At 60.4% G+C, this 25144-nt stretch carries 18 protein-coding genes and 5 pseudogenes; 9 read left to right on the forward strand and 14 right to left on the reverse strand.

Annotation, left to right across the window (positions count from 1 at the left end; all coding sequences use genetic code 11):
- Positions 1–9 precede the first annotated feature (9 nt).
- The 3 genes from PWP93_RS35785 to PWP93_RS35795 are packed head-to-tail and all read right to left on the reverse strand — an operon-like array spanning position 10 to position 3529.
- Positions 10–996 carry an ATP-binding protein gene (locus PWP93_RS35785; protein ID WP_421048218.1) on the reverse strand — a complete coding sequence of 329 codons (987 nt, stop codon included), beginning with the start codon at positions 994–996 and terminating at the stop codon, positions 10–12.
- A 15-nt stretch (positions 997–1011) separates the two neighbouring features.
- Positions 1012–2898 (reverse strand): integrase, encoded by a 1887-nt coding sequence (locus PWP93_RS35790; RefSeq protein ID WP_421048219.1) that lies wholly within the window; start codon positions 2896–2898, stop codon positions 1012–1014.
- Positions 2885–3529: a hypothetical protein gene (locus PWP93_RS35795; protein ID WP_421048220.1), complete on the reverse strand. Its 645-nt coding sequence runs from the start codon at positions 3527–3529 to the stop codon at positions 2885–2887. The genes PWP93_RS35790 and PWP93_RS35795 overlap by 14 nt, the downstream gene beginning before the upstream one ends.
- Before the next feature lie 524 nt (positions 3530–4053).
- Here PWP93_RS35795 and PWP93_RS35800 point away from each other — a divergent pair.
- Together PWP93_RS35800 and vapC are read left to right on the forward strand one after the other, a co-directional pair.
- Positions 4054–4248 (forward strand): type II toxin-antitoxin system VapB family antitoxin, encoded by a 195-nt coding sequence (locus tag PWP93_RS35800; RefSeq protein ID WP_028215418.1) that lies wholly within the window; start codon positions 4054–4056, stop codon positions 4246–4248.
- Complete coding sequence (gene vapC, locus PWP93_RS35805; protein ID WP_027820332.1) at positions 4245–4649, forward strand: type II toxin-antitoxin system VapC family toxin; 405 nt, start codon at positions 4245–4247, stop codon at positions 4647–4649. The genes PWP93_RS35800 and vapC overlap by 4 nt, the downstream gene beginning before the upstream one ends.
- A gap of 57 nt (positions 4650–4706) precedes the next feature.
- Here vapC and PWP93_RS35810 read toward each other — a convergent pair whose 3' ends face one another.
- On the reverse strand, positions 4707–7163 hold the full coding sequence (locus tag PWP93_RS35810) for a TOTE conflict system archaeo-eukaryotic primase domain-containing protein (RefSeq protein ID WP_421048221.1): 2457 nt from the start codon (positions 7161–7163) through the stop codon (positions 4707–4709).
- An 80-nt stretch (positions 7164–7243) separates the two neighbouring features.
- Here PWP93_RS35810 and PWP93_RS35815 point away from each other — a divergent pair, with 80 nt between their 5' ends.
- Positions 7244–8221 (forward strand): site-specific integrase, encoded by a 978-nt coding sequence (locus PWP93_RS35815; protein WP_246356296.1) that lies wholly within the window; start codon positions 7244–7246, stop codon positions 8219–8221.
- Between the two features lie 67 nt (positions 8222–8288).
- Here the strand turns inward: PWP93_RS35815 and tnpC are convergent, their stop codons facing one another.
- The 3 genes from tnpC to PWP93_RS35830 form a co-directional block, all read right to left on the reverse strand.
- Positions 8289–8660, reverse strand: a complete 372-nt coding sequence (gene tnpC / locus PWP93_RS35820; protein ID WP_175233003.1) for a Tn3 family transposase post-transcriptional regulator TnpC — start codon at positions 8658–8660, stop codon at positions 8289–8291.
- A 6-nt stretch (positions 8661–8666) separates the two neighbouring features.
- Positions 8667–11663: a Tn3 family transposase gene (locus PWP93_RS35825; RefSeq protein WP_421048222.1), complete on the reverse strand. Its 2997-nt coding sequence runs from the start codon at positions 11661–11663 to the stop codon at positions 8667–8669.
- A 193-nt stretch (positions 11664–11856) separates the two neighbouring features.
- On the reverse strand, positions 11857–13032 hold the full coding sequence (locus tag PWP93_RS35830) for a cation:proton antiporter (protein ID WP_421048223.1): 1176 nt from the start codon (positions 13030–13032) through the stop codon (positions 11857–11859).
- A 931-nt stretch (positions 13033–13963) separates the two neighbouring features.
- Here PWP93_RS35830 and PWP93_RS35835 point away from each other — a divergent pair.
- Entirely contained in the window at positions 13964–15859 is a 1896-nt protein-coding gene (locus PWP93_RS35835) for a cellulase family glycosylhydrolase (RefSeq protein WP_421048224.1), read from the forward strand.
- A gap of 216 nt (positions 15860–16075) precedes the next feature.
- The gene (locus tag PWP93_RS35840) at positions 16076–17617 is read left to right on the forward strand and encodes a serine hydrolase (RefSeq protein ID WP_421048225.1); all 1542 of its coding nucleotides are present in this window, start codon (positions 16076–16078) and stop codon (positions 17615–17617) included.
- A gap of 192 nt (positions 17618–17809) precedes the next feature.
- Here PWP93_RS35840 and PWP93_RS35845 read toward each other — a convergent pair.
- Positions 17810–18088: pseudogene (locus PWP93_RS35845) on the reverse strand (IS630 family transposase); the annotation flags it as partial.
- A 1-nt stretch (position 18089) separates the two neighbouring features.
- Here PWP93_RS35845 and PWP93_RS35850 point away from each other — a divergent pair.
- Positions 18090–18216 (forward strand): annotated as a pseudogene (locus PWP93_RS35850) (IS630 family transposase); the annotation flags it as partial.
- Between the two features lie 66 nt (positions 18217–18282).
- Here the strand turns inward: PWP93_RS35850 and PWP93_RS35855 are convergent.
- Positions 18283–18556: pseudogene (locus PWP93_RS35855) on the reverse strand (IS630 family transposase); the annotation flags it as partial.
- A 210-nt stretch (positions 18557–18766) separates the two neighbouring features.
- Between PWP93_RS35855 and PWP93_RS35860 the strand changes: the two are divergent.
- Positions 18767–19996, forward strand: a complete 1230-nt coding sequence (locus tag PWP93_RS35860) for a serine hydrolase domain-containing protein (protein ID WP_421048226.1) — start codon at positions 18767–18769, stop codon at positions 19994–19996.
- A gap of 1055 nt (positions 19997–21051) precedes the next feature.
- Positions 21052–21660: a helix-turn-helix transcriptional regulator gene (locus PWP93_RS35865; protein ID WP_421048227.1), complete on the forward strand. Its 609-nt coding sequence runs from the start codon at positions 21052–21054 to the stop codon at positions 21658–21660.
- 97 nt (positions 21661–21757) lie between these two features.
- Here the strand turns inward: PWP93_RS35865 and PWP93_RS35870 are convergent.
- A pseudogene (locus PWP93_RS35870) lies at positions 21758–21952 on the reverse strand (DDE-type integrase/transposase/recombinase); the annotation flags it as partial.
- Positions 21952–22118, reverse strand: a pseudogene (locus PWP93_RS35875) (IS3 family transposase); the annotation flags it as partial. The pseudogenes PWP93_RS35870 and PWP93_RS35875, both read right to left, overlap by 1 nt.
- A gap of 554 nt (positions 22119–22672) precedes the next feature.
- Here PWP93_RS35875 and PWP93_RS35880 point away from each other — a divergent pair.
- Positions 22673–23329: a LuxR C-terminal-related transcriptional regulator gene (locus PWP93_RS35880; RefSeq protein WP_421048228.1), complete on the forward strand. Its 657-nt coding sequence runs from the start codon at positions 22673–22675 to the stop codon at positions 23327–23329.
- A gap of 743 nt (positions 23330–24072) precedes the next feature.
- Here PWP93_RS35880 and PWP93_RS35885 read toward each other — a convergent pair.
- The 3 genes from PWP93_RS35885 to PWP93_RS35895 are packed head-to-tail and all read right to left on the reverse strand — an operon-like array spanning position 24073 to position 25140.
- Positions 24073–24309, reverse strand: a complete 237-nt coding sequence (locus PWP93_RS35885; RefSeq protein ID WP_421048229.1) for an integrase core domain-containing protein — start codon at positions 24307–24309, stop codon at positions 24073–24075.
- A 4-nt stretch (positions 24310–24313) separates the two neighbouring features.
- Entirely contained in the window at positions 24314–24913 is a 600-nt protein-coding gene (locus PWP93_RS35890; protein ID WP_421048230.1) for an IS3 family transposase, read from the reverse strand.
- A 26-nt stretch (positions 24914–24939) separates the two neighbouring features.
- Positions 24940–25140: a transposase gene (locus PWP93_RS35895; RefSeq protein ID WP_421048231.1), complete on the reverse strand. Its 201-nt coding sequence runs from the start codon at positions 25138–25140 to the stop codon at positions 24940–24942.
- Positions 25141–25144: the final 4 nt, after the last annotated feature.

A 25144-nucleotide genomic window follows, 5' to 3' on the forward strand; every position in this document is an offset into this window, starting at 1 on the left:
GGGCGCGATTCAGCGCCGTGTGATCGCGGACAACATGGGGCGACCTGCCTTTTGCGCCACCACATACCGACTGCGTTCGACCATCTCACTCCAGAACAGGGCGTCAAACTTCAAGGTCTCACTGTCGCGGGCTGAACTGAGCAACAGTGCCCCTTCGACTGCGGCGGTGAAGTATTTCATCGGGATCTCGGTCGGGCCGTCCAGATTGGCCTTGATGTGTGCATCCTCGAATGCATCCCACAGTCGTGCGGCGGATTCCCGGATACGCAGGCCCGCCGCATACGCCTTCGGCACAAAGAATCGCACATAGTTCCAGCCCGAATTTGCGGGATATTCACCATTGTCATAGGCTGAGAGAACGGCAGCGCATTCGCCAGCGGAGACGATTCCGCGAAACGCGAGTTCTTCGACCATGAAACGCGCGACAATCTGTTCCTTGTCCTGCGCCTGGAAGACCGATTTTTGGGCGAGCAGTTGCGGTTGTCCGACCAGGAAAGTGAACAGGCGCAATGCGTTGTTCTCCATTTCATCGTGCAAGTCACGCAGCCATTCATACTCGATTTCGCGCAGGTTTTGCGCTTCGTCGGCGAACAGCACGACCCGATCGTCACCCTTGTTATCAGCCACCTGTCGCAGCTTGTGCAGCAGGCGGCCGCGCAGCGCTGCCTTGGAGCCGCCGCTTTGCGCGGGATGCTTGACTGTGTGCAGCAGCGCCGAAAAGAAATTGTTCTCCGACGCCGTTTGCGAGCGGGCGCAACGCATCGCATACACCGACACCTTCGGGTGCCGGAGCTCGAGATCCCGACGAATAAACTCGATTGCGTAGCTTTTTCCAATGCGTGGGCGACCGTGTATCAGAGCTCCGGTGATATAGAGAAACAGACACTCGTCGATGAGCGTGCGGAAGGCGGCTATGGACGGCGTGGGAACGCGATAGATGCGTCGGCGCAGCGGATGCTCGTCAAGGGCAACGGGCCGGTGAATGTCGTTGGACATGCAAGTTCTCCCCTGTCAGCGGTTTTGCACCTTCAGATCGCCAAGATCAACTGGCACGACCACCACGTCGGCCTGCCGCTGGCGCGTGGAAGGCATCTGGGACGCCGCAGCTGACGCATCGTCTAGTCCGTCGGCAGCAGAAACCTGCGAAAGTTGCATGACCGTAGTGGCCTGTTTGCGACTGGGCTTTCTGATACGCCGCTGGGCTTCGGAAAACACATGCACCGGATCCTGCTCGCCGGCAAACTTGAGTTTGCCTAGCCGGCGCTGTCGCAGAATATGTTTGCGCAACCGCAGTGTGTGCCGGCTATAGCGCCAGCCCTCAAGCACGGCGAGGCGGCCGAGTTCCGCGCCGTTGGGCAGGTACGCCCAGGCCTCGCGCATGTCGGCGGGATTCGGATAGACGCGAATTTTCTCGCCGCCAAGTCCGGAGGTGCGCTGCAGCACTTCGTTGCTGTACCTCGCTCCGTAAAAGCTGACGTACGGTGCGACGCCGCGCGCTACGTTGCCTCGCACGGTACAAAGATGAACGGATTGCAGCTGGTGAAGCCGGGCGCGCAGAAGCTGAGGCAGCGTGCGCACTGGAGCCTGCTGATGCGCAACTGCCAGTTGCAGCGCTTCCAGCGGCGTGCGCCCGTTCAAACCGTCGTGCGGTGTCGCGTGATAGTTCGCGATGGTCACATCCAGCAACTCTTCGAGTTCCGGCAAGGTGATCAACTGCCCGAGTGATGCTCGCCTACCACGCTGGCCGGCCGGGTCGTCGGGGTGGCGGCCAGTGGTGCCGACCACTTGCCTGGACATGCGATCGGTGAGGGTGAGGAAGAAACGTTCGATGAAGGGTCGTGTGGTCGGCTCGCCAACAGGGCCCGCTTCCAGCCGGCAACCAATGAACTGGCAGACCGGCAGGAAGGTTTCTTCGGTCAGATGCGCTGCGGCGTTATCGACCTTGAGGACATCCCAGCAGGCGTAGGCGACTTCGGGGCAGACTTCTGTTGCGAAGCCTGCCGTCGGTCGATACACCAGCCCCGGAATAAGTAACTGGTCGCGCTTGCGGCGCGGGCGCAGTGCGTCCTGCAGTACGGCCAGCACGTCATGGTGGTTGTATTCTGGCGCGGGTACGACCTGCCACCCGAGCACGATGCGGGTGCAGACATCGATCAGCGTGACCACGAACAGGCGCTCCGTCTCGAGATCGACGCTGACACCGGATGGCTCGACAAACCGGACTCGCAAGCGCAGGTCCAGTTTGTGGCCGTCGAGTTCGACCGCAGAAAACGGCCGCGTCGTGGCATCCCACGCGCAATCGCGACTATCAATGCGGCGTATTGGAACCCGTGCTTGGAGCCGTCGTTTCACCCAACGCGCCAGTGATCGATAGCCCATCTCATCCTGGCAGAGGGGGTAGGCCTGCATGCCCAGGCCCGCCTCCCGGCAGGCCGCGATCAGCTTTAACTGAACGTTGCGCAGACCATAGAGTCGCCCATTCTGGGCGATCCCCAGCGTGCCCGCGCCAATTTCCCGTTCCAGGATCTGCGCCAGTTGCGGCAGTCGCTCGAACAACTGCCCCATGGCACCTGTCAGACCTCCGCGCTGCTTGCGGCGGACAGCTGGCGCGATACGTCGGTAGCCTTTCGTCCTTGTATGTGGAATTAGTCCGCGAAAGCCCTGGATTCTGCCATCGGGATGGGAAGCAAGACATCGTTCAAGCAGGCGCGTCAGGGTGCCCCGGTTGATGCCGAAGTCCCGCGTCAGATCGGCAAGCGGGGCACCGCGCAAGTACGCCTGGATTGCCCCCTCGCGTTGCAGGTAAACCGGCAGGCGCTTCGGATCAATAGCAGATGGATCGACACCTGGCCACGACCTGCAGTCCGTCAACGGCTCGGGAATCTCACTGCGCTTCATGTGTTTTCCCACGATGATATTTGCTCACCAGTATGTGCCGGCTGAACGCGAGTGTGGTCAGGTCGGGGCTGATGAGTTGCCCGCCATGTAGTGCGGTGATTATCGCTGTCCGCACAAGTACAGGATCAAGGCGGGCGAAGTGCTGCTCGGCTTCGTCAATGGTCGCTGGGCGATTGAAGAAGTGGATGATGTTCACGAGCAATGTCGGGTCGATCAGATGACTCCCCGTTGCCAGATATGGAAGTAATGACATCCAGTTCTGAACCCAGATGCGGTGGTGTTCGATATCCTTGCTGGAAATGGTCTCGACGCGAGGTGCAGTTCGGGTGGTCTCGTTAGCTATTTGCTGACCATGAGCAGCGGCTTCCTCGACGTTGTCATCAACAATCAGCCACTGTTCTGCTCCGTCACGCATGACCCAGAAGTCAGCTATTGGCTCTGTCGTCGCTTCAACGGACGGCACAGGTCGCTCACAGTAGTTCGTCACGCCGGGATTGGCCTCGAGCATGATCCACAGGCGAACTTGCGTCGCCGAGGCAAACATAACGGGACGCCGTAGTTTCGGCGCCCAGGCGTGATGTAACGTCTGCTTGGGAGGACGTTGAACGGGTGCAGGAACAGGCTCTTTCATGACAGAAAGTCCGAGCGCCGACAATGTTCCAACATTAGTTCAATTTCTTGGAAAGTTGCAAGTTTAAGTCAATCCCGATTGGCACAAAAATGTAACCCGGGCAGCGGTTGCGCCTTAATTGATTGGGTTTCGAGCCCGTGAGCGGGTTCCATGTTTAGTTCGATTGACACATACCCTGCGCAATCAGCGAATCGCGCGCACGCTTGATGTCCACACGGGTCAGGCCAGCGCGAGCCATGGGGCCTCCTTCGAATATCGTACTGTATTACATACTATGTATATACGTACTACTAGGGCTGGTCAAGTGTGACGCGAGATAGCGGTTTCTCATATGCGATAAAGGCGGATTATCCAGTGTGACGGTCCGAATCCGGCTTGTTCCGCCGCACAACCGGTACGAAATATGGAAATTGACGATCTCCGGGGGATTGCTGGTCAAATTGGGATGTCGCAACCCGGAGCGTGGACCACAAGCGTTTGATGTGTATAATTCAATTGTTTTATACACATTTACGAGGCGCGCCATGCGTACCAATATCGAGATCGACGACCGGTTGATGGCCGAAGCGCTTGCCGCAACGGGCATCCGGACCAAACGTGAAGCGGTCGAGCTTGGCCTGAAAACGATCATCCGGCTCAAGCAGCAGGAGCAGATTCGCCAGTTCCGCGGCAAATTACCGTGGGAAGGCGACCTGGATGCCATGAGGCGCGACCAGTGATACTCGTCGATTCAAGCGTGTGGATCGACTACTTCCGGGGGCTGGCTTCACCCCAAGCCAGCCGACTGGATGCCCTGCTGGGCCGGGAGGTGCTGGTCACCGGCGACCTGATCGTCGCCGAGGTGCTACAGGGATTTGCCGCCGAGTCGGCGTTCAATACTGCCCGGCAGCTGATGACGACGCGATTCGATGTCGTCTCGCTGGTGGGGCCGGATAACGCCATTCAGGCGGCCCGGAATTACCGCATCTTGCGAGCGCAGGGCGTAACGATCCGCAAAACCATCGATACGCTGATCGCGACGTGGTGCATTGAAAACGGTGCGCCGCTGCTCTTCAGCGACCGGGATTTCGATCCGTTCGTCGAGCACCTCGGTCTTCAGTCTGCAATGCGCGACGACTAACGTGCCGGTGACATCAAACAGCAAGAAACGATACGGAATACGAATTCACCACCGGTTTCAGGCCAACTGGAGCTGGATATCTTCTCCGGGCGTGCGGACCTGATAGCCCATTGCCCGGTAGCCGCGCTGGCGTTTCTCCCACATGCGCTGCAGCACCGGATGGCCGCCATCCACATAATCGATCACCCGTACGCCGGTCTTGCCCGCATGCTCACGGTGCAGCCGGCCGGCGTACTGCTGCAGCGTGCCCCTCCACGCAACCGGCATGGCCAGCACCAGGGTGTCCAGCGCCGGATGGTCGAAGCCTTCGCCTACGAGCCTGCCAGTCGCCAGCACCACGCGTGGCATGTCACCGGCCAGCGCGTCAAGGGCCGCCAACTGGGTGGCGCGCGCTTTTCGGCCGAGCCGTCCGTGCAGCACGAACAGCGACTGCACCGTGTCTTGCAGCATCTGCTGCAGGCTTTCGAGATGGTCCGTCCGCTCGGTGAGTACCAGCACGTTCCGCCCCTGCCTGTACTGTTCACGTACAGCCGCCGCGATCGTCTGCGTGCGCGGGGTGTCCTGCGCGAGCTGAGCGAACACCGCCTGGATTGGCGCGTCGGCCGCGACGTCCACTGCGGAGGTGAGCCTTTGCGGGAAGACCTCAAGCACCTGCGGCGCGCCAGCGGGCGATTTCGCCGCATGCCGGATCGGTCCACACAGCATGAACATCACCGGTTGCTGGCTGTCGCGCCGCACCGGCGTCGCCGTCAGGCCGAGCACGTAGCGTGCATTGACGCCTTTTAGCACGGCCTCGAAGGAATCCGCGGAGATGTGATGACATTCATCGACGATGACATGGCCGTAACGCCGCAACAGCTCGCCGCGGGCACCATCGGGTGCCACGGATTGCAGCATCGCGACATCGATCCGGCCCGTCGCCTTCGACTTGCCGCCGCCGATCGTGCCGATCTCGCGCGCGTCGAGTGCGAGAAACGACTGCAGGCGCTCGCGCCACTGGTCAAGCAGCTCCCGGCGGTGCACAAGCACGAGCGTGTTGACGCCTCGCTGCGCGATCATCGCGGCCGCCGTCACGGTCTTGCCGAACGCCGTCGGCGCATGCAGGATGCCGGTGTCGTGTCGCAGCAAGTCGGTGACGGCCGCTTGCTGGTCATCGCGCAACGTGCCGGCAAACGGAACGGCAAGCGGCTCGCCGGTGCAGCGCTCGTCGCGGACGTCGCAGGCGATGTCGTTATCGCGCAGTAGCGTCATGACGTCGTCAAGGCATCCGCGCGGCAATGCAATGTGGCGCGGGCAGTTCTCGGCGCGCCCAATGATACGTGGCTTGTCCCATACGCTGAAGCCGCGCGCCTGGGCCCGGTAGAACTCCGGATTCTGGAAGGCGGCCAGCCGGATGAGCCGGTTGAGCAGTGCCTGCGGAAGCTGCGCCTTTTCAAGATAGAGCTGGTTCGCGAGCGTCAGTGTGAGCGACGCCGGCATCGTTCCGGCCAGCCGCTTCGGCTGCGCGGGTGCTGGCTTCCACGGTTCGGCCTGGTCCTCCTCGGCGATGAACGCGACGTCGAGCGGGTGCGCACCGCCCGTGGCGCGAAAGATCACCCCCTCGATGTCCCGGCCGTCCATGGTTTGCACGGACGCGAGATACGACCACTGGTCAGCGTACGGCTGAAAGCCGTCATCGACAAACACGCTCCAGCCATGTTCGCGTGGCTGCTTCTGCAGCGGCAGGGCGATGAGGTTACCGAAGCCGCCTTTGGGCAGCACATCCTGGTTCGGGAAGAGCCGGTCATAGGACGTCAGTTCGAGCTGACGGGTCCGGGTACAGGTGTGGCTGATGATGGCTGAGCCCATCCGTCGCGCGTCACGTGCAGCAACGGCCGACGAGAAGAAGATCCAAGCGTGCGCGCCATTGCCTGAACGCGAGATTTCGAGCGATACGGGCACGTCCATCTCGAGGCAGGATTGCCGGAATGCCTGCGCATCTTCACGCCAGCCTTCCTCGTCGAAGTCGACAGCGAGCAGGTAGCAGGTGCCGTCCGGCATCAACGGATAGAGGCCCACCGTGCGATCGCCTGCCAGGTGCGTATAGACGACCTGGTCGTCAAGCGTCAGCAGTACACGATGCCCGCAGTCGGCGCACCGGATGCGGGGCTTTTCGCAGATCCCGGCGCGCCATTCGTTGGCGCACGCCGGCGCGTAGCCGGATTTTCCGGAGTTGCGGCTTTCCCAGCGTAGCGGATAGACATCCGTGCGGCCGCGAAACAGCCGCCGGAAAAGTTGTACCTTCTGCTCAGGCGAAAGTACGGGGGCGCCCGTGCTTCGCACTGCTGGCGATGGCGTGCTCCGGGTCACCCGCACGGGCTTTGCCTGCGCCGGCAGCAAGGCGGTGAGCCGCGCGATTTCGGCCTGCAGGCGGGTGAGTTCCGCGAGCAGTTCCTCGCGCGTGGAATTTTCCCAGTCTCCCTGTAGCACATTGCCTTCGTTCATTGCTTCACCGGCCGAAACCTTGGCTCCCATCGAGCACGCCGGCTGGCGCACACGTTCGTTGTTGCATATCATCGTCTCCGATACAGATCACCTGATTTTACCCACGAGCCATGTCTGCCATCGATCGCTACGTCGAAGCCGCGACGCGCGAAAACACCAGGCGCAGTTACCAGTCGTCGCTCCGGCATTTCGAGGTTGAATGGGGCGGTTTTCTGCCCGCGAGCGCTGACATGATCGCGCGGTACCTTGCGGATCACGCAGAAACCCTGTCTATCAATACCCTGCGCTCGCGGCTTGCAGCGCTCGCGCAATGGCATCAGACGCAGGGTTTTCCGGATCCGACGAAGGCACCGCATGTACGCAAGGTTCTCAGAGGCATCGTTGCGCTGCATCCCGCAACCGAGAAGCGGGCGAAGCCCATGCAGCTCGCGCAGCTCGAAAAGCTCACAGCCTGGCTCGATGAGCAGATCGCCAGGGAAGCAGACGAGCGCGAGCGCCTCGCGTGCATTCGCAACCGGGCCCTGGTGCTGCTGGGCTTCTGGCGCGGCTTTCGCTCCGACGAACTCAGTCGGCTGCGGATCGAGCACGTAGCCGTTGAGGCGGGCCGCGGCATGACACTGTACCTGCCGCGCACGAAAGGCGACCGCGCGCAGCTGGGCACGACCTTCAAGGCCCCGGCGCTTTCACGCCTGTGTCCGGTGACGGCTTACGAGGCGTGGATTGCGGCGGCCGGCCTGACGGAGGGGCCCGTGTTCCGGGGCATTGACCGCTGGGGAAACATCAGCGACGAGGGACTGCATGCGGGCAGCTTCGTGCCGCTGTTGCGTGCGCTTTTCCAGGCGGCAGGCCTGGCCGCGCCGGACAGCTACAGCAGCCATTCGCTACGGCGGGGCTTCGCAACGTGGGCCAACTCGAACGGCTGGGATCTGAAAATGCTGATGCAGTACGTGGGCTGGAAAGACGTGCGTTCGGCGATGCGCTACATCGACGCCGCCGATCCGTTCGCGCAACACCGCATCGAATCGGCACTTGCAACGCCAGGCACGGCCGTGCAGGAACGACCCGTCATCGCATTGCCTGCAGCATAGTTGCTGGATCGGGGCGTCACTCCACGCTCCTCTGACGGATACGTACCGGGGGAGATTCGCTTTCAGCTCAATCGCGATCCGGGCCTGCCATATCTTCATGACGGAGCGCTTCGAGCGGGCGCAGTGCATCACGGATCGATAAAAGCCCGGCGACAAAGTGATCGATCTGGTCGAGCACATCCTCGATTTGTTCGACAATCGACGCGTCCCGGGTTGTTGCCGCGAAGCTCGCACCGTTGACGAGCGCATGCGCCATACCGTGCAGGCGCAGCAGATCGTCCCGCAGGCCTTCCGGATCGTTAAGGCCCGTGCGCAGTTCGTCGAGCGTATCTACCGCATCGAGCACCCGCGTCGTGTCATAGCGCGACTGCAGCCCTTCCAGTGCGGCGGCATCAACTTCACCGTACGGCGTGGTGGTCACCGCGGCTCTTGCACTCATCCAGCGTTACCTCATTTCGTCGTGAGGCCGGGCCGCCCGGCCAAACAGGGCATCGTTGATCCAGCTTTCGGGCGGACGTTCCAGATGCAGCCGGTAGCGCCCGAAGCGGCGAATGTTGTGCGTCGCATACGGGCTCACGAATTCAATGTCCTCGGTGCGGACCTTCTCGCCCTCGGCCACCATGTCGCGCAGGGCTCGCATCATGTCCACCGTGTTTTGCAGGATCACGGCCGATGCGATGAGGTCATTGTAGCGTAGCCGTTTTTGCTGCTCTTCCGGCTCATTCTCCGCGATCACATCGCCGCCGAACGACAGCCATTTCGCGAAGCCGTTGTACGACTCGATCTTGTTGGTGTTTGCCGTCACGTCCTGGCGCAGTTCCCGGCTGCCGATCCACTCGAGCAGAAAGACCGTGCGTACGACGTTGCCGAGTTCGCGTGCAGCGAGATACAGGCGGTTCTTGCGGCTCTCGGACCCAAGGCGGCGCAGCAGCAACGGCGAAGAGATCGTGCCCGCCTGGATCGACACCGCCACCTGCATGAGCTCCTGCCAGTGCCGTTCGATCAGCACCCAGTCGATGGTCGCCGTGAAAAGCCTGTCGATATGCCTGTACTTCGCGTCGCTGTGCGGGCGGTACAACACGAGATCTTTCCAGTTGCGGATTCTGGGCATCAGCTTGATGCCGAGCAGATGGGTGAACGCAAACACGGCGGCCGATTGTCCCTGCGTATCCGCATGCACGGTGTCGGCCTTGACGGACAGGCCGGCCTTGAGCAGCCCTTCGATTACATAGATCGCTTCCCAGACGCCCGGCGGGATGAAATGCCGGAATACCGCGATATAGTTGTCGGCGACATGGCGGTAGGCGACCGCACCCATTTTCCGGTAGCGGAAGTGATAGCCGGCCAGCAGGTTGTTGTCGTAGAAGTCGTACTGCGTGCCGTCGGCCGCTACCGTCTTGCCGTCGCCCCAGTGCTTTGGCAGATCGAGCCGCAGGTATAGCTCGATCAACTCGCGCTGCGCGGCCTCGAGCCTGTCCAGATTCATATGCCGACGGTTCACGAATGACAGCATGTGCGCCGTCACGTCGGTATCGAGATGGCGTGCCGTCTGGGTCGGCCCCAGGTTGCAGCCCATCGCGAAAATCGTCAGCAAATACCGCTCGGCCGCCTTGCGTATCTGCGGATCGATCCCGGACAACGGTCCGAAGTGCCGGGTAAAATGCGTCCAGTGTTCGATGTTCGCGAGAATGTCGAGCACATTGCGGGTCGGCAGACGCGCATTGATCCGCTCCTGCAAGGCGATCGCACTGGCCGGAATTTCCCGGGCAATGGTCTTGCGCAGGATCGGCTCGCCTTTCTGGTCGATCGTGACATGTTCGCGCTTGCGCGGATACTCGTCGTCAAAGTTGCGCGCCGCGTCGGTCAACCACTGCCGCAGTTGGGCAACGAATTCGCTGCCCGTTTCCGGCAGGCCGACCTTCGCGCAGTAGTCGGGCAACTGCTGCTCACACTGTCGCCACGGCAGCAGGTGGTCGCGATAGTCGGCGTAGGCATCAGACCCGGACACGCACAGGTCGCCGACGCGCAGTTCCTCCGCCATGTACGAGAACACGCACAGCTCAAGATAGCGCCGGTTGGTCGGCGCCCCTTCACCGTGGGAGCGCCGCACAAGCTTGCGCCAGCGCGCCGCTGCGAAACTCAGGTCCACATCGGCATCGATCCATTCGCGGTGTAACGTTTCGTTCTCCAGTACAACACCGAGCGCATCGAGTAGCGTGCGTACCTGGCTCGTGGAATCCCATTCGAGGGTGCGGGCGAGACGCATGAGGACCGAACGGTGCGCCCGGAAATACTTCCAGAGCAGCGGCAGGTGATTGCGGCCGCTGAATGCACGGATCTCGGCACAGCTCTCACGCAGCGGTTCGAGGTCGCCTTTCGGTGCAAGCCACTTTCGGATGGACTGCGCAATCGTCCTCTCGTCGGACTCGTCAGAAAGAATGTCGACGACGCCATCGAGCAGGACCACGAGATCCTCGACCTTGTCACGCTGCCTGCGCTGAACGATCTCCAGTTCGTCGCTCGCGCGCTTGTGGATCGCACCCATACGTCGCACGAACATGTCGGCGAGATCGTCGCGGGCACGCACGCGCATGCGATTAAGCAGCGCCACGATCAATGTGTAGCGTTTCTCGGGAAGGGTGTCTTTCCGGAGGGCGGACGCGTCGAGTGACATCGCCTGCATGGCCAGTGAGCGCAGCTTTGATGCCGGGACGCCGGCGAGCGCAATGGTGAAGTCGCCGATCTCGTCGAGCCAGGCAATCTGGTCAATCAGCAGGTCCAAATGCTGCCGCGATGGCCGCCTCGCGTGGCGCTTGATGCGGTTGTAGTCGGTCTGCCGGCTCGACAGGTCGCGGGCCAGCAGACGGTCCAGATTGTTCTTCTGTTCATCGGTCAGGCGTCGTGCGACCCGCCGGAAAAGCCGCGCCTGGGTCTTTGCATGGATCTGCTCGGTAATCCGGTCCAGCGTCGAGAAAGCCGGTAGTTCGATATCCTGCGCGATCAGTTCGTCGATCGTGGCATTGATGATGTCGACCGGCTGGTCCATGGACAGCGCAGCCGTATGTGCGGCGCGCGTCGCAATCGTGCCCGCGTCGGTGCCGTAGTACGGCTTGACACCGAGGTGCTCGCGCACTGCGGCGTAATGCCGGAACAGCGTCGGCGATACCTGCGTGTCATATCCGAAGCGTACTGCGGGTCCGATATTTGCCACCGCGCGCACGTGTTCGACGACCGCCACCGGGATGCTGTTGAGCGACGGGAAATGATGCATCTGCTGGAAGACTTTCAGGAGCACCAGCAGACCCAGCCGGGGGCGCTCGCCCCGGGACGACCGCCGCGCCCATTCCAGTTCATCGGGCAGGGATGTGTAGCAGGCTTGCAGGTCCCGCGTGGCAAGGACCTTGGGAAAGCGCGGATAGGCAGTACGTTCGATGGTGGCCATGCGAGTCGTCCTGATCGCAGCGGGCCGCTCAGATTAGCCGAAGAAAATCCGGCCGTTACCAGGTCAGTTCGAAATGATTCCGCGCGTCTATATAACCCCAAAGCTTATGATAGGAATTTACGCTTACCTTGCCGCTACCCCTTTTCCAGGTAATTCGGGCGGCGTCTGGCGGCCCGTGCCCGGTGGCGGTCTTTCATGCCGTTGCTCGACGAATGCGCTTTCGCCGGCCGATCGACATGGCCATCGCCGAAGCGAACACGACGATAAGTGTCGCGCCATCAAGGAACGACGGGAGCGCAGCGACTTTCTTCGCCGACAGGAACAACAAGACGGTGATGAGACCGCGCGGCGCGATCCATGTCAGCGCCCAAGCCGGTGAAATCCGCGCAAGACGGAGCAGCACGTTGCGGCTCCAGAATATCGCGACGAGGATCATCGTGGCCACGGCCCAGGCGGTCGGCGATGCCAGCGCCGACGCATTAGTCCAATAGCCCAGCAGGATGAAAAAGAACGAGCGCACGGCGAACGTGAGTTCCTGTACAAGGGCTTTGAATCCTTCCACGTCACCTTCGTTGTCTTGGGCGAAGGGCTGGCTGAGCCATCGCACGCGCGCCAGCAGGTTCCGGTTATTGAGGAAGAGCCCAAAAAGAAGCACCATGATAAGCGGAGATAGGTGCATTAGCTTGCCGGTGATATAGAGGGCGAACAGTCCTGCCAGAAGCGGGATAAACCGGATGTGGCCGTCGACGCGCAACAAGACCCAAAGCAGTGCGATTGCGCACGCGGCGCCGAGTGTGAGCGACAGCAGTCCGCCCACGACGAGTCCTTGCATGATGTCGGCAGCTGCCCCATCCGAATTGAGCAGCGTATAGAAGACCAGGACGCCGAGAATATCGGAAATAGCACTCTCGTAAACAACGAACTCGCGTCCAGCGGTCGACAAAAAGCCACTACCGGGGATCGCCACTGCACTGCTGATCACCGAGAACGGCACGGCTACAATCATGGCCTCTCGAGGAGGCAGCGAAAATAGGAAATGGGCGACGAGCGAAAACACGGCGAAGCACAGGCTGAAACCGATGCCGGCCATGGCGAACGCAGTCATCGCCGGGCGCAGTTTTTGCCTCGACAGTTTGATGTCAAGCGCGCCCTCGAGTACGATCAGCACGAGGCCGAGGGTGCCGAGCACCGGGATTGCGCTGCTGATGTCGACCGATTCCACTGCGAACACGCTGGGCAGGGATTTGCAAAGCATCCCGATGACAATTAGCGCGACGACGGAGGGAATGCCCAAACACTTGCCGACGCGTTCAATGCCGAACGCAAACAGCAACAGGATAGATGCGATAAGAATGGCGTGGTAAGTCACAACTGTTGCCGTTGTGCGTGGATTGACGGACCGTTCGGTTGCGCATGCGCTAGGGTCTGTGGGAGTGGCGTGGCGTTGACACAAGAGTTGCCGCAGAAAAGGTTCATCGGCATGCGGGCAGGCCGGCAATTACCGCAGACGGCGACAATAGCAGACCGACCCTGTCGGCGACACCCTGCTAAATAGAGGTATGTGGCGAAGGCGCAATTTCAGGGGACGCTCGAGGCCCCTCCTATTAGCAGGGTGTCGCCGGCTGCGTCGTTTTGCTAATCTTTGCAAGATAGTTGCCGAAATATGTTTGCACCCTGACTTTTGCGTCAGCATGACAGAATGATTCGAACGCTGCTGAGTGACGACGCAAGGAAGAAATATCGCCGGTTCCTCGAGGTGGATCCGATATTCGGCCGTAATGGAAGCCAATGGCGGGACCTGCCGGTCGATTCGGTAAGGCAGACCGCTCTGCGACTGATCTTGACCACAGGGCAGGTGCCCAACGTCTCGTGTGCGAAGCAGCTTGTCGAGCCAGTTCGCTTGACAGCGCGAGGGCCGTCATTCCACCGCGCTCGCACTGCAGGCCGCACCGCCGGGCGCTGCCGCAGGTGCGATGTGCAAGAGCACATCTTCAAAGGAAAGAGGAATTTTCGGCTCGTTTCCGCTCGTTATCACCAGACTGCTGATAGCTGCCTCCTGCCCGCGTCACTTAACCGATATCCGGCAGACTTTCGCTTCGCGCTAACTGAAAGAGCGACACCGTCGAAGTCGCACTATCGTATTGGCTGCGCCGGTTGCACGCGTGTTCCGGACCGCATCCGCTTCAATCAAACAGCTTCATTGCCGCAAAATCCGATCTCACCGACGTAGAGGCACGACTACACGGTGACGAAAAGCATCATGATGCGAACCACAACGAATCCACGAGGAAATCGGGGCTATGAAAATGAAATTGACCACCCTCGGAAAAAAAATTGCGGTGCTGGCGCCTTTTGCGCTTGCCGCCTGCTCAGGCGGAAACCCGGAGGCTCCGGTGCTATCAGGAACATTTGTAGACGATCCAGTGCAGGGCCTGTACTACGAAGCAAGCCCCTCCGGCCAGAAGGGCGCCACCGACAGCAGCGGCACGTTCCATTATGTGAGCGGCGACACCGTGGCGTTCTACCTCATCACCGACAAAACGACGGGCGCCAAAATGAAACTGGGCGAAGCGGCGGGCGCCAGTGTGCTGACGCCTATCGACATCACGCAGGACAGCGAAGAGGTCCTTACGGCGGAACTACAGACGCTGCAATCCCTGGACGACTCCGGCAATACGGGTAACGGTATCGACATCAGTCGCGCGCCGCCCAGCGATTGCAACCTGTCCGACCAGTCCGGCTGCAAGGTGGACGCGGCGACTGCGGAGGATAACTTCGTCAAGGGAATGGCGAAGCTCGGGGCCCCCTATTCGACGTCATACGCCGGCGAAAAGTCCGTCTGGAGAACCCAGACGACGCCGGGCTGCCTGATCACGATGAACGGCAATTGTTACAAGATCAAGGGCGTCACTTACTCGCCCGCGCCGGTGGGCTATGACGTCATGAAGGGCCCTGCGCTCGGCGATCTTTTCTGGGATTCGTTCACTGACGACAAAAGCCACCAGATCTGGAACTGGTATTCCCTGTGGGGCAAGGGCGCATTAAGTGGCACGAAATACAACGCGCGCGACGATCTGGGGAACATCAAGGCGCTGGGCGTGAATACCATTCGCGTCTACGCCATGCTGGCGCGGCAGATCACGGAAAGTCCCGCGCCCGCACCCAAGAGCGGGCACCTGTTCACCCACACGCAGTTCCTGGACAGTGCAGCCGAGAATGGGCTTCACGTGCTGGTGGACATTCCTTTGCCCGACACCCTCTTTTGGCAGGACAAGCACGACGGCAGCGCGGATCCTGATGCGTCAAAGCTGATTCCGTTCTGGGAAAGCCTGCTGGACGAAACGGTCGACCAATTGAAGAACAACCCGGCGGTCATGGGCTTCGACATCATGAACGAGAAAGACGGGGCGACGACCGCGTTCAACACAAACAATGGCGCGGCCACCGCCAAGACCGATTTCTTCTATTACCAGGCCATTAAATACGCCACAGCAATCAAGACGAAGGCGCCCGACAAACTGGTCGGCTGGGCTATCCACGACGCGCCCGCGCTCGTTGAGTGGGCGAGCACGCATAAGTTCACCGCGGGGCCTCTGGCGGGCAAGATTTACTTCGAGGAACTCGCCAAGGTCTTCGACTACTGGGGCGTGAATACCTACCAGATAAATTCAGACCCGAACCAGCCGAGCTTGGGGCCGGTGCTGGGGAAAGGTCCGAACGATCCGGCCGGTTCCTACGGCAAACTTCCGGCAACGATGTTCAAGCCGGTGATTTTCACCGAGTGGGGCTGGCCCGGTACCGGGCGGGATGGTCAGGGCGCTATCATGGATAACGCCACCACCCGCCAGAACACCGCCAACGCCATCAGCAGGACATTCTCCGAGGCGTATGGCGCGACATACAACGTTGACTACAAAGATATTTTTGCCGGGGCGTTCTTCTTCTCCTACTCCACCGAGTGGTGGAAGTCCGGCAGTCCGAACGTCTGGAACGCGACTTCCGGCAACCAGTTTGCCGCCAACTGGCCCAACCAGTACGACGACGAGGAGGGGTTCGGTCTCTACAAGATCGGACAGGTTGGCAAGAAGCAGAACGGCAATCCATGGTGCCCCAGTGGCCCTTGCTTGCCTTACGACACGCTGGAGCCCATGTCTCCCATGACCGACGCGCTGGCGAGCGTATACAAAAAGTATTGATCTCCACCGTTTCCTGCGGGACCCTGAGGGTTTAGGGTCCGCGCTTCAAGTCAAAACGCGCGGATGAACAATACTGCTTGCGAGGAGGGGCCGGGAACCGCAAGCCATGTCCGTCCAGGTCGAGCGCGGCCAGGCGTGTGCGCCGGATGAATTCGTCTCCCATTTAGGGCTTCACGTCGTAGCAAATACGCAATTAGGCAATTGCCGAGAAAAATCATGACAAGATTCAACACGCGGCGGCGTCTGATCGGGGCGAGCCTTTTCGGAACGCTCGCCGCATGTACCGGCGATATTCGGCCGCGGGGCCCGGACTCGCCGGGTGGTGTTTCAAATGCGCAAATCAGCGCCGCTGTGGACCAGCTCGACACGCTTGTCGCCAACCTGATGACCAGTTCCGGTGTGCCCGGCATGTCAGTCGCCGTAGTGCACGGTACAGAGACGATCTATGCCAAAGGCTTCGGTGTTCGCGCGGTCGGCTCCGAAGCCGCCGTGGACGCCGACACGGTGTTCCAGCTCGCATCGCTGTCGAAGCCGATTGGCTCGATGGTTGTTGCGCATCAGGTGGGACTAAGGGTGGTGCAGTGGGACACGCCGGTCACCACACATCTGCCGTGGTTCGCGCTCTCCAATGCCGGGACGTCGACGGCGGTAACCATCGGCGATCTGTACGCGCATCGCTCGGGGTTGCCTGACCACGCGGGCGATCGTCTTGAAGACATGGGATACGGGCAGACCGAGATCTTGAAGCGGCTGCGCTACCTGCCGCTCGCCTCATTCCGCCAATCGTATTTTTATACAAACTTCGGTCTTACGGCGGCGGCGGAATCGGTTGCGGCCGCAACAGGCCTCGACTGGGCAACCCTGTCCGAAACCACGCTCTATCAACCACTCGGCATGACCAGCACGAGTTCGCGCTACGCCGATTTCGCCGCGCGGACCAATCGCGCGCTCGGCCATGTCAAGGAGGGCAACCATTGGGTGTTGGGGATGGGCACGATGCCCGATGCGCAAGCGCCGGCCGGCGGCGTCAGTTCGTCGGCGAACGACATGGCCCGGTGGCTGACCATGATGCTCGGCCAGGGGGTGGTGGACGGCCGTCGCATTGTCGACGCCACCGCATTGAATGCCGCGGTCAGTGCGCAGGTGCAGTCCGCGCCGTCCGGAAACGGGCGCCCGGCAAGCTATTACGGCTTCGGCTTCAATGTCGGCACCAATACGGCCGGACGTGCGACGTACAGCCATTCGGGCGCATTTGCGCTGGGTGCCGGGACGAGCTTTACGGTCGTCCCGTCGCTCGGCCTGGCGATCGTGGCGCTGACCAACGGCTACCCGATAGGAGTTCCGGAAACGTTGATCCAGCAGTTCTTCGACCTTGTGCAGTATGGCGCTATCCAGCGCGACTGGGGCGCGCTGTTTGCATCAGTGATGCTTGGGATGCTGGAGCCCGAAGGCTCGCTGGTGGGCGTTGCGCCGCCTGTCTCGCCGCTGCCGGCGCGGGCGCTGTCCACCTACACCGGAACTTACCAGAATGACTATTGGGGTCCTGCCAACGTAATTGAACAGGCAGGCGGACTGGCGTTGCAGATCGGCCCGTCGCCGCTGACCTTGCCGCTCACTCATTGGGACGGCGATGTCTTTACGTTCGCGCTGCACAATGAAAACGCCGCCCCTGGGACGATTTCAAAAGCCAGCTTCGGTAGCCAGCAGGTGACGCTTGAGTATTACGACCACGAGCAGTTGGGGACATTCATGCGTTGAGAATCGCGCACGCTCGGATTGAAGCGGCATCACCCGTATATTGATTGTTCAAAACGACGCCCAGGGCGATTTATCTGCATGTTGCATCACCGGCCGAATCCGCCGGTGAAAGCGATCACCCTGCTATTTAGCAGGGTGTCAGAAACAGCAACTTCTTGCTAATGTCTAGAACGCACCAGCGTCGTCAATCGGCTAATGTACTGTTCCGCTGATTCGATAAAGTCGATGAAGCCTTTCGAGGGTGGAGTCCGGTTGATGCTGTCCAGACGAACGGCTTTCAGTTTTCGCTGTAGTGGAAGACGAATTGAGCGATCCGCTTTATCAGTTGTTTGACGTAGCCGAACGAGCCTCTACGCTCGCCTTGCCGGTGATAAGCGCAAAGAAGCGCTCGATCTGGTTGAGCCATGAACTGTGGGTGGGAATGAAATGCATGTGCTGGCGGGGGCGTGTCCACGCTTTGACCTTTGGATGCGTCACGCACGATTACGCCCGTTACGGCATCTCCATGCTGTTTGCCGCTCTGAACGTGCTCAACGGCGCCGTGCTCGCCCCCCTGCAGGCCACGTCACCGGCATCGGAAATTTCAGTCGTTCCTGCGTGAATTCGTTGTCGACGATGCAATGCACGTCGAGTTCGGCCGGGACAGCCTTGTCGCGATGTAGCCAGCCTCGGCAGCATGGATCGCGTGCGCTCGAGCGCCGGGCACTGGCTCTTCTCGACGAACAACACCAAAACGTTCTCTGGCAGGCTCAGTTACAGGCCAACTACATCGCGCACTTTCTTGATAAAGAACTGATCGGTCGAGAGCTTGAAGCTTTCGCTGCGATGCGGCTGCAGGCTCAGCAGTCTGAGGTAGCGATGCACGTTTGTTGGCGAAATGGCGGTTTCGGTGGCGCTTGCGCGCACGCTCCAGTGCGTGGAGCCATCCGCAGGCTTGGTGTCCTGGGAGCAGCCTGGCGCAAGCACGACGTACGACCACATCGTCCCGATACCAGCACGGTGCCCAACGATCCCGATTTTAGGGCAAGGCTGCCAATGTTATCGGGCTGAACCTCGATCGGCCGTTGCATGCGGTGGTGTTCTGCGTAAAGCAGCATGACAAATTCCGGACCGTCCTCCTGCCCCCCACAACCTTGACCGCTACTGCCCATGACGATCGACCTCCGCGAGAACCACCGCATTAGGCCCAGTAGACGGATTGTTTACGGATTCTCACTGGCTTTCGCGTTACTTTTTCTCGGGGCCTGTAGTGATGGAGACCCGGTCGAAGCACAATCAGCATGTGTGCCATTCGCGGATCCTTCGTCGGCCACGGATAATGCCGCCCTGTTGGCCATTCTGAACTATACGAAGGCCGCCCACGGGCTGAATGCGATTATCTTCAGTGCCTCAATCGGCGGCAAACCGGTCTTGACCACTGCCATCGGCGAATCGGTCGCCGGCGTTCCCGCGACCACCGACATGCATTTCCGCGTCGGCATGCCCGCTGAACAGTTCGAGACCATGCTGATGCTTAAGCTGGCTGAAGAAGGGCGCCTCGATCTGGACGCACCGGTGTCCAAGTGGTTTCCGGATTATCCGCATGCCGATGTCGCCACGGTGCGCATGCTTGCTGCCTCCAGCGCCGGGTTCGGCGACTACGTCTACGCCCACGGCGAGCCAGGCAAGAACAATTCGTTCGCCGAGGTGCTCTATGCGAATCCGCACCGGCAGTTCAGCACCGCAGATTTAATCGCATACAGCGAGCCTCCTTACCAGGATCCGCAATTTTCTAACCCTGGAGGCTCGTGGGCGTACTCTCATACCGACTTTGTCGTGCTCGGTTCAATTCTCGAATCGGCGGGAGCGGGCGCCTACAACACATTAATGCACGATAAGATCCTGTCACCCCTTTCTCTACGCGATACCGCGTACGCTTCAACGGCGGAAATACGGGCGCCGGTCCTGCGCGCCTTTACGTCCGAGCGCGGGCAATACGAAGAATCGACCGACTGGAGCCCGTCGTGGACGTCGTACTCTGGAAGCCTCAATTCGAATGTGTGCGATCTGACCGCGTGGGCGCGTGCATTTGGTACCGGTGCATTGCTGACGCCCGGGAGCACGAGGCAGATCACTGCCACAACGAACGTCGGACTCGGACAGAACACGCCGGCTCTTTACTTCGGATTGGGCGTAATTGTCAATAATGGCTGGCTGATTAGCTCAGGCAACTTCTTCGGCTGGCACACGGCCACGGCCTATTACAAGCCCCGGCAGATCGCGCTGGCGTTGACGTTCACGGAGGGCCCGGGGACCACGGATGCCAATACGGTCTCCACGAGCATGCTGCGCCGGATGTCGCAGGTAATGACGCCGGAAGCCCCGATTACGCTGCCCTGAGCCATGCACCGCTATTCGCCTGTAACAAGGCAGCGCGTGGCCAATCGGCAGTGACAAGGTTGCTGCCCGGCGTGGCTTCGAGAGGGCGGCCGGAGGCGACGGCGAATCAGGGGCGGTCGCTGCTTGGGGCGCCTCGATCGAACGGCACCAGAATGAGGTATTCCGATGGCCGCGCACGTCGAATGGTTGCGCGGTCACCGAAAGATTACGAGCAGTAAGGTCATCCCGTGATTGACTACTGGAAAGACGTTGCCGCAGGTACGCTGTTGCCTGCAGCGGCGATCGGCCTCGTCTATTATTTGTTCTCGTGCACGTTGGTCAACCTCTCGCCGGCCGAAACGAAAGCCCCAGAGTAGTATTGGCCCGCTCTGGCGCTCGCGATTGCGGCGCTATGGCTCCAGCCTGTGCGTCGATGGCCGCCCTTGCTCCTTGCGGTGTCCGTGGCCATGATCGTCATCGGCGCGGCGGTCGTGCTCGCCGCTTGGTTTCGGCCCATCCCGGCACGACAGCGAAAGGGGCTGGAAGCTGCAGGCCGATATTGTGGCGCTGAGTGCTCCGTCGCTGTTTGTCGCGATCGCCTTGCACGAGTACAGATCACGGTGCGTTACAATTGGGCCTCATGCCCGCTCTCGCCGCGGCGACGATATTGCTGCAACGGACGAGCGGGCCCGAGAAGCAGAGGATTCTGGATCGGCAGGCGCACCAACAGCAGCAGGCTCTCGCCCAGAAGCAGGCCGTGCAGGCGACGGTCACGACTCCGTCCGCTATCCCTCAGATAGACCTGGCGGCATTGAGCATGCTGCCAATGTGATCGGACAATGCTGGGCTCGCACTGCGGCGCCGGTGGCTCACGCAGCCGGACGCGTCCGACAGGACCAGCGCATGGTCAACAGTGCTATGGCGAGGCAGCAGGACGGCTCGCCGCCTATTCCGCCATTACCTCCGGTGATGCAGCGGTCCGCAGCGTCGGCGAGTACGCAGTAAGAAGTCTGGCTGGCGTCGATCGAAGTTCGCGGGTCATAGAGGTCAACCAGTCGAGAAATGACGAGAGCCAAATGAATAACTTTCTTTCGGATGATGCTGTTGCAACGTTTGCCGACAGCCTGCCGGATGCCGTATTCCTGGTCGACACCGCAGGCAAGATCCGCTACGTCAACGCGACATGCGAGGAAATCCTCGCATATCGGCAGTCCGATATGATCAACCAGTCAATGATCGAACTCGTGGTGCCTGAAGATCGCGAGGCGACGCTCAGAGAGGCTGGGCTGGTACTGGCCGGGCACAAACGGATCGGCTTCGAGAATCGTTATCGCCATCAAGACGGCAGCGCCGTTGTGCTGACCTGGTCCGCGCGCTGGCTTGCCACGCGACATCTCCGTATCGGTGTGGCCCGCGACGTAACCGAACTAAGACGTAGCATGATAAAGGCCGACACATTGGATATTCCATGCGGACCCGTCAATGAACAGGGCATACTGGCCCCATATGAGCGCCGGGTGCTGAAGCTGCTGCTGACCGAGGCCACAGAAAAGCAGATCGCTGAACGCCTGGGTCTGGCGGTATCCACGACACACTCGTATATCACCGGCATATACCGGAAATTCGGCGTTCGCGGTCGCGCTGGTCTAATGAGCCGCTGGTTGTGCTGCCGCGCCGGTACGTGATTTATGGGTTCTGTCGCAAGAATGGATGGTTGTCGATATCGACGAAATACAGAGGATTGCTTACAGATAGCGAATAGGATCGCTGGGTGGAGAGAGCCTAACGGCCTTCGTTCATCTGACCTTTGCGAATCATATGCATAATCTCGATTCCGCCAAGAATGATGCATGCACAACGAAAATTCTTGAAACCCATCTTTGAGCGGGTCCGATGCCTGATGGCGCGGTGATGCTGTTCGACAATGTTAAGTTACTTCTTATGGCGAACCTTGATTGGCGTTTCCCGCTTAGCGTTATGTCGCGCTCCATCTTCATGCGGGCCAGCTCGGAACGCAGCCGAGCAATTACATCTGTTCGGCCGACACCTGTTTGTCAGCACCACTGAGCGTGCCCGCATCGTCGGCCTTGATCCAGGTGTTCAGCGTCTGCGGACTGATACCCGGAATCTTTGTCGCTGCCGCTGGCTCTGGCCGTTCGGTGAAACAATGGCAAGCATGAATGCGTACGCGCGGATTGCACTATGATCGCGCTCAGCAGAATCGGAGAGCTAGCCAATCCGATTTCCGTTTCGGCGAATACGCCATCGATGGCGTTCAGAAGATCGGTGCTCCGGTAGCGTTGGGTCAGAATCAACGCGCGCCGGGCTGAGAATGCGTCGAGCTGGGTGAGATAGCCCGCATCCGTCGCGGTTACTGCAATGCATGACATCGTAGGCAAAACGAAGGAGCGTCATCAGTGGCCTGTGCAGCCGCCGATTCAACCTCTGCTGTCTTTTCGAGTCCGATACACGCCGTGTCCATTCCAAGCCCTATACATACTCGCCGGTTCTCTTTCGCTGGAAGGACTGTCTGTGGCAGTGTGTGCCTTTAGCCAGGAGTCAGCAACACTCATTTCGCCCGGGCCGTTGAGACGTTGCTGGAATTCTTCAAATGAAATGTGAGCGCGCTAACGGACACATTAGCCGACTTACCCTCAGATTGTTAAAGTTCCACAGTGCACGGAATAGAGTCTCCTCATGGAGCGTTTCATGATTAGGGTCGGCATAGCGGAAGCACACGCAGTTACGCGCGCCGGAATCCGGCATGTCCTCGAAACTGCGGGCGATATGAACGTTGTGGGTGAAGCGTCCGATGGGGACGGCACATTGCGCCTTGCGCGGACGGAGTCGCCTATCCTGCTGACGCTGGGGCTTGCAATGCACGGTCTCAGCGGTACAGACCTGATCCGGGAAGTCAGGCGGGCAGGGCCGCTCGCAAGAATCGTCGTTGTTAGTAGGTTTTCGACCGCGAGCGTTGCAAACCTATGTTTCGCGGCAGGTGCCTCAGGTTTTGTCGTCAAGAGCAGCCCAGCGCACGAACTTCTTGCTGCTATCCGAAAGGTCGCGTCAGGCGGTGTTTATGTGAACCTTTCCCAATCTGACGAGCCGATGCTTAATACCGCAGCGGCTGACGGTGGCTTGCCCCATGAGCGGCTGACGCCCACCGAATTGCATGTTCTCCTTCGTATCGCATGTGGCCAGACAGCGGTCGACATCGCAGCCACGCTGGACGTAAGCCCGAAAACCGTAAGCAGCCATCGCTCAAACATCATAAGAAAAATGAGACTCCGCAGTGATGCAGACCTGACCCGTTACGCGATCCACCACAAACTTGTTCCTGATGAAGATCTGTGACCTCGGGGGGCTCCGCCCCCGGTCTTGGCTCGAGGCTTTCCGACTCGATCGATGCGGCAAGGGACCACGCGGCGGTTTAGTATTCTGGCGGTACCGTTAAATGGAGAGGGACTCCATCGTTGACTTGCGCCGACCGAACCGTTCGCTATGGGGTAAACAGCGACGAACGACACAGCACGATACCGCTCAACACCCAGGTGCCCGACGTACCCGCGATCAAATACCTCCTCCCGGCTTGCCACTAACTTTACAATGGGATATTTTAGAGAGGGAAGGTCACGTAAACTCTCGAAACACGTTTCTCGGCCGCTAGAACCCATGCTAGAGGCTCGCTGCGTTCTGAACAAACCAGAGCTAACGCATCAGCGACGCACCCAGTGCAGTTGTTAAGAATATCTCATTAGGTTGCCTGGTCTTCAATTTGATTTTGCGAGTTGGCTTAATGGAATTGCGCCCAGTGACGCCCCGCCGCCGTCGGCCCGCGCGCGCCCTTGCATCTTCTCCATCACGCGGGCACGGTGGATCTGGATGGTCTCTGCCGCGCCCAGCCAGCGTTGTGCGGGCGAACCATAGGAGACGCGCGGCGGCGGTCGCCGTAACCGGGTGGTCGCCCTTTGATCTTTCGCGTTACCACCCATCATGACCGGAATCGGCGCTGATTGTGCCGTCAGCCGACTACTACTATCAGCTTATCTTTTCCTGCGTCTGTTTGGCCAGCTGGAGATGCTGCCGTAGCGTTGACCTTACCCCGCCGAGTACACCATTCGTAAGTTACTGGTCTCGCCGGTTTTCGGTTGATGCAGTTGCCGGAATTGGTCCGGCGCCAGTTGTCCCAAGGCACTGTGCGGGCGCACCGAGTTGTAGTCCGTGCGCCACGCCTCGATTCGCTTGCGTGCATCGACAAGACTGACGAACGCATGCTGGTTTAAACATTCTTCGCGTAGTCGGCCGTTGAAGCTCTCGATGTGTGCGTTTTCCACCGGCTTACCTGGACGGATGAACTGCAGCTTGACGCCGTGTTCGTGTGCCCATGCATCGAGCGCCTTGCTGACGAACTCCGGTCCGTTGTTCGACCTGAATCAGATCAGGTCGACGTCCCCTCTGACGTAGTTGCTCCAGCACGCGCGCGACTCGAACGCCCGTGAGCGAGAAGTCGACCTCGATGTGCAGGCACTCGCGATTCCACGCGTCGATGATGGTCAACATGCGAATGCGTCGGCCATGCGTCAGCGCCTCAGCAACAAAGTCCATCGCCCAGCTTTCGTCTGCGCCGTTGGGTGTCGGCATGACCACGCGCAGATGACTCGGGCGCTTCTTTCGCCGTTTCAGGCGAAGCGACAGGCCTTCTGCGCGGTACAGCCGCTCAGTGCGCTTGTGGTTCTGGACCAGACCCTCCCGGCGTAGCAGGACATGCAGGCGGGGCGAGCCAAACCGTGGCCGCTCCTGCGCCAGCTCGCGCAGCCGTTGCCGGACTTCGTGGTCGGCGTCAGGCAGCACCGGGTGCCGGAACGTCCGACGATTTGAGCCAACGGGCGCGCACGCCCGGCGCTCCGAATAGTCGTGCTGGTCAATCACCTGCTGCATGACTTCCCGGCGCTGCGCGGGCGAACTCACTTTTTTCCGAGAACGTCCTTCAGAACCTGGATGTCCAGCGCCTGGTCCGCTACCAGCCGTTTAAGTCGATGATTTTCCTCTTCCAGTTGCCGCAATCGTCGCGCTTCGGACACATCCATGCCGCCGTAGCGGCTACGCCAGTTAATGGTATGGACTGCTCCGGCAGGCGTATCGTAACTGTTGGCGTTCCCGTTCATAGGA

It is taken from the genome of Paraburkholderia sp. A1RI-2L (assembly GCF_048957375.1).
GTDB lineage: Bacteria > Pseudomonadota > Gammaproteobacteria > Burkholderiales > Burkholderiaceae > Paraburkholderia.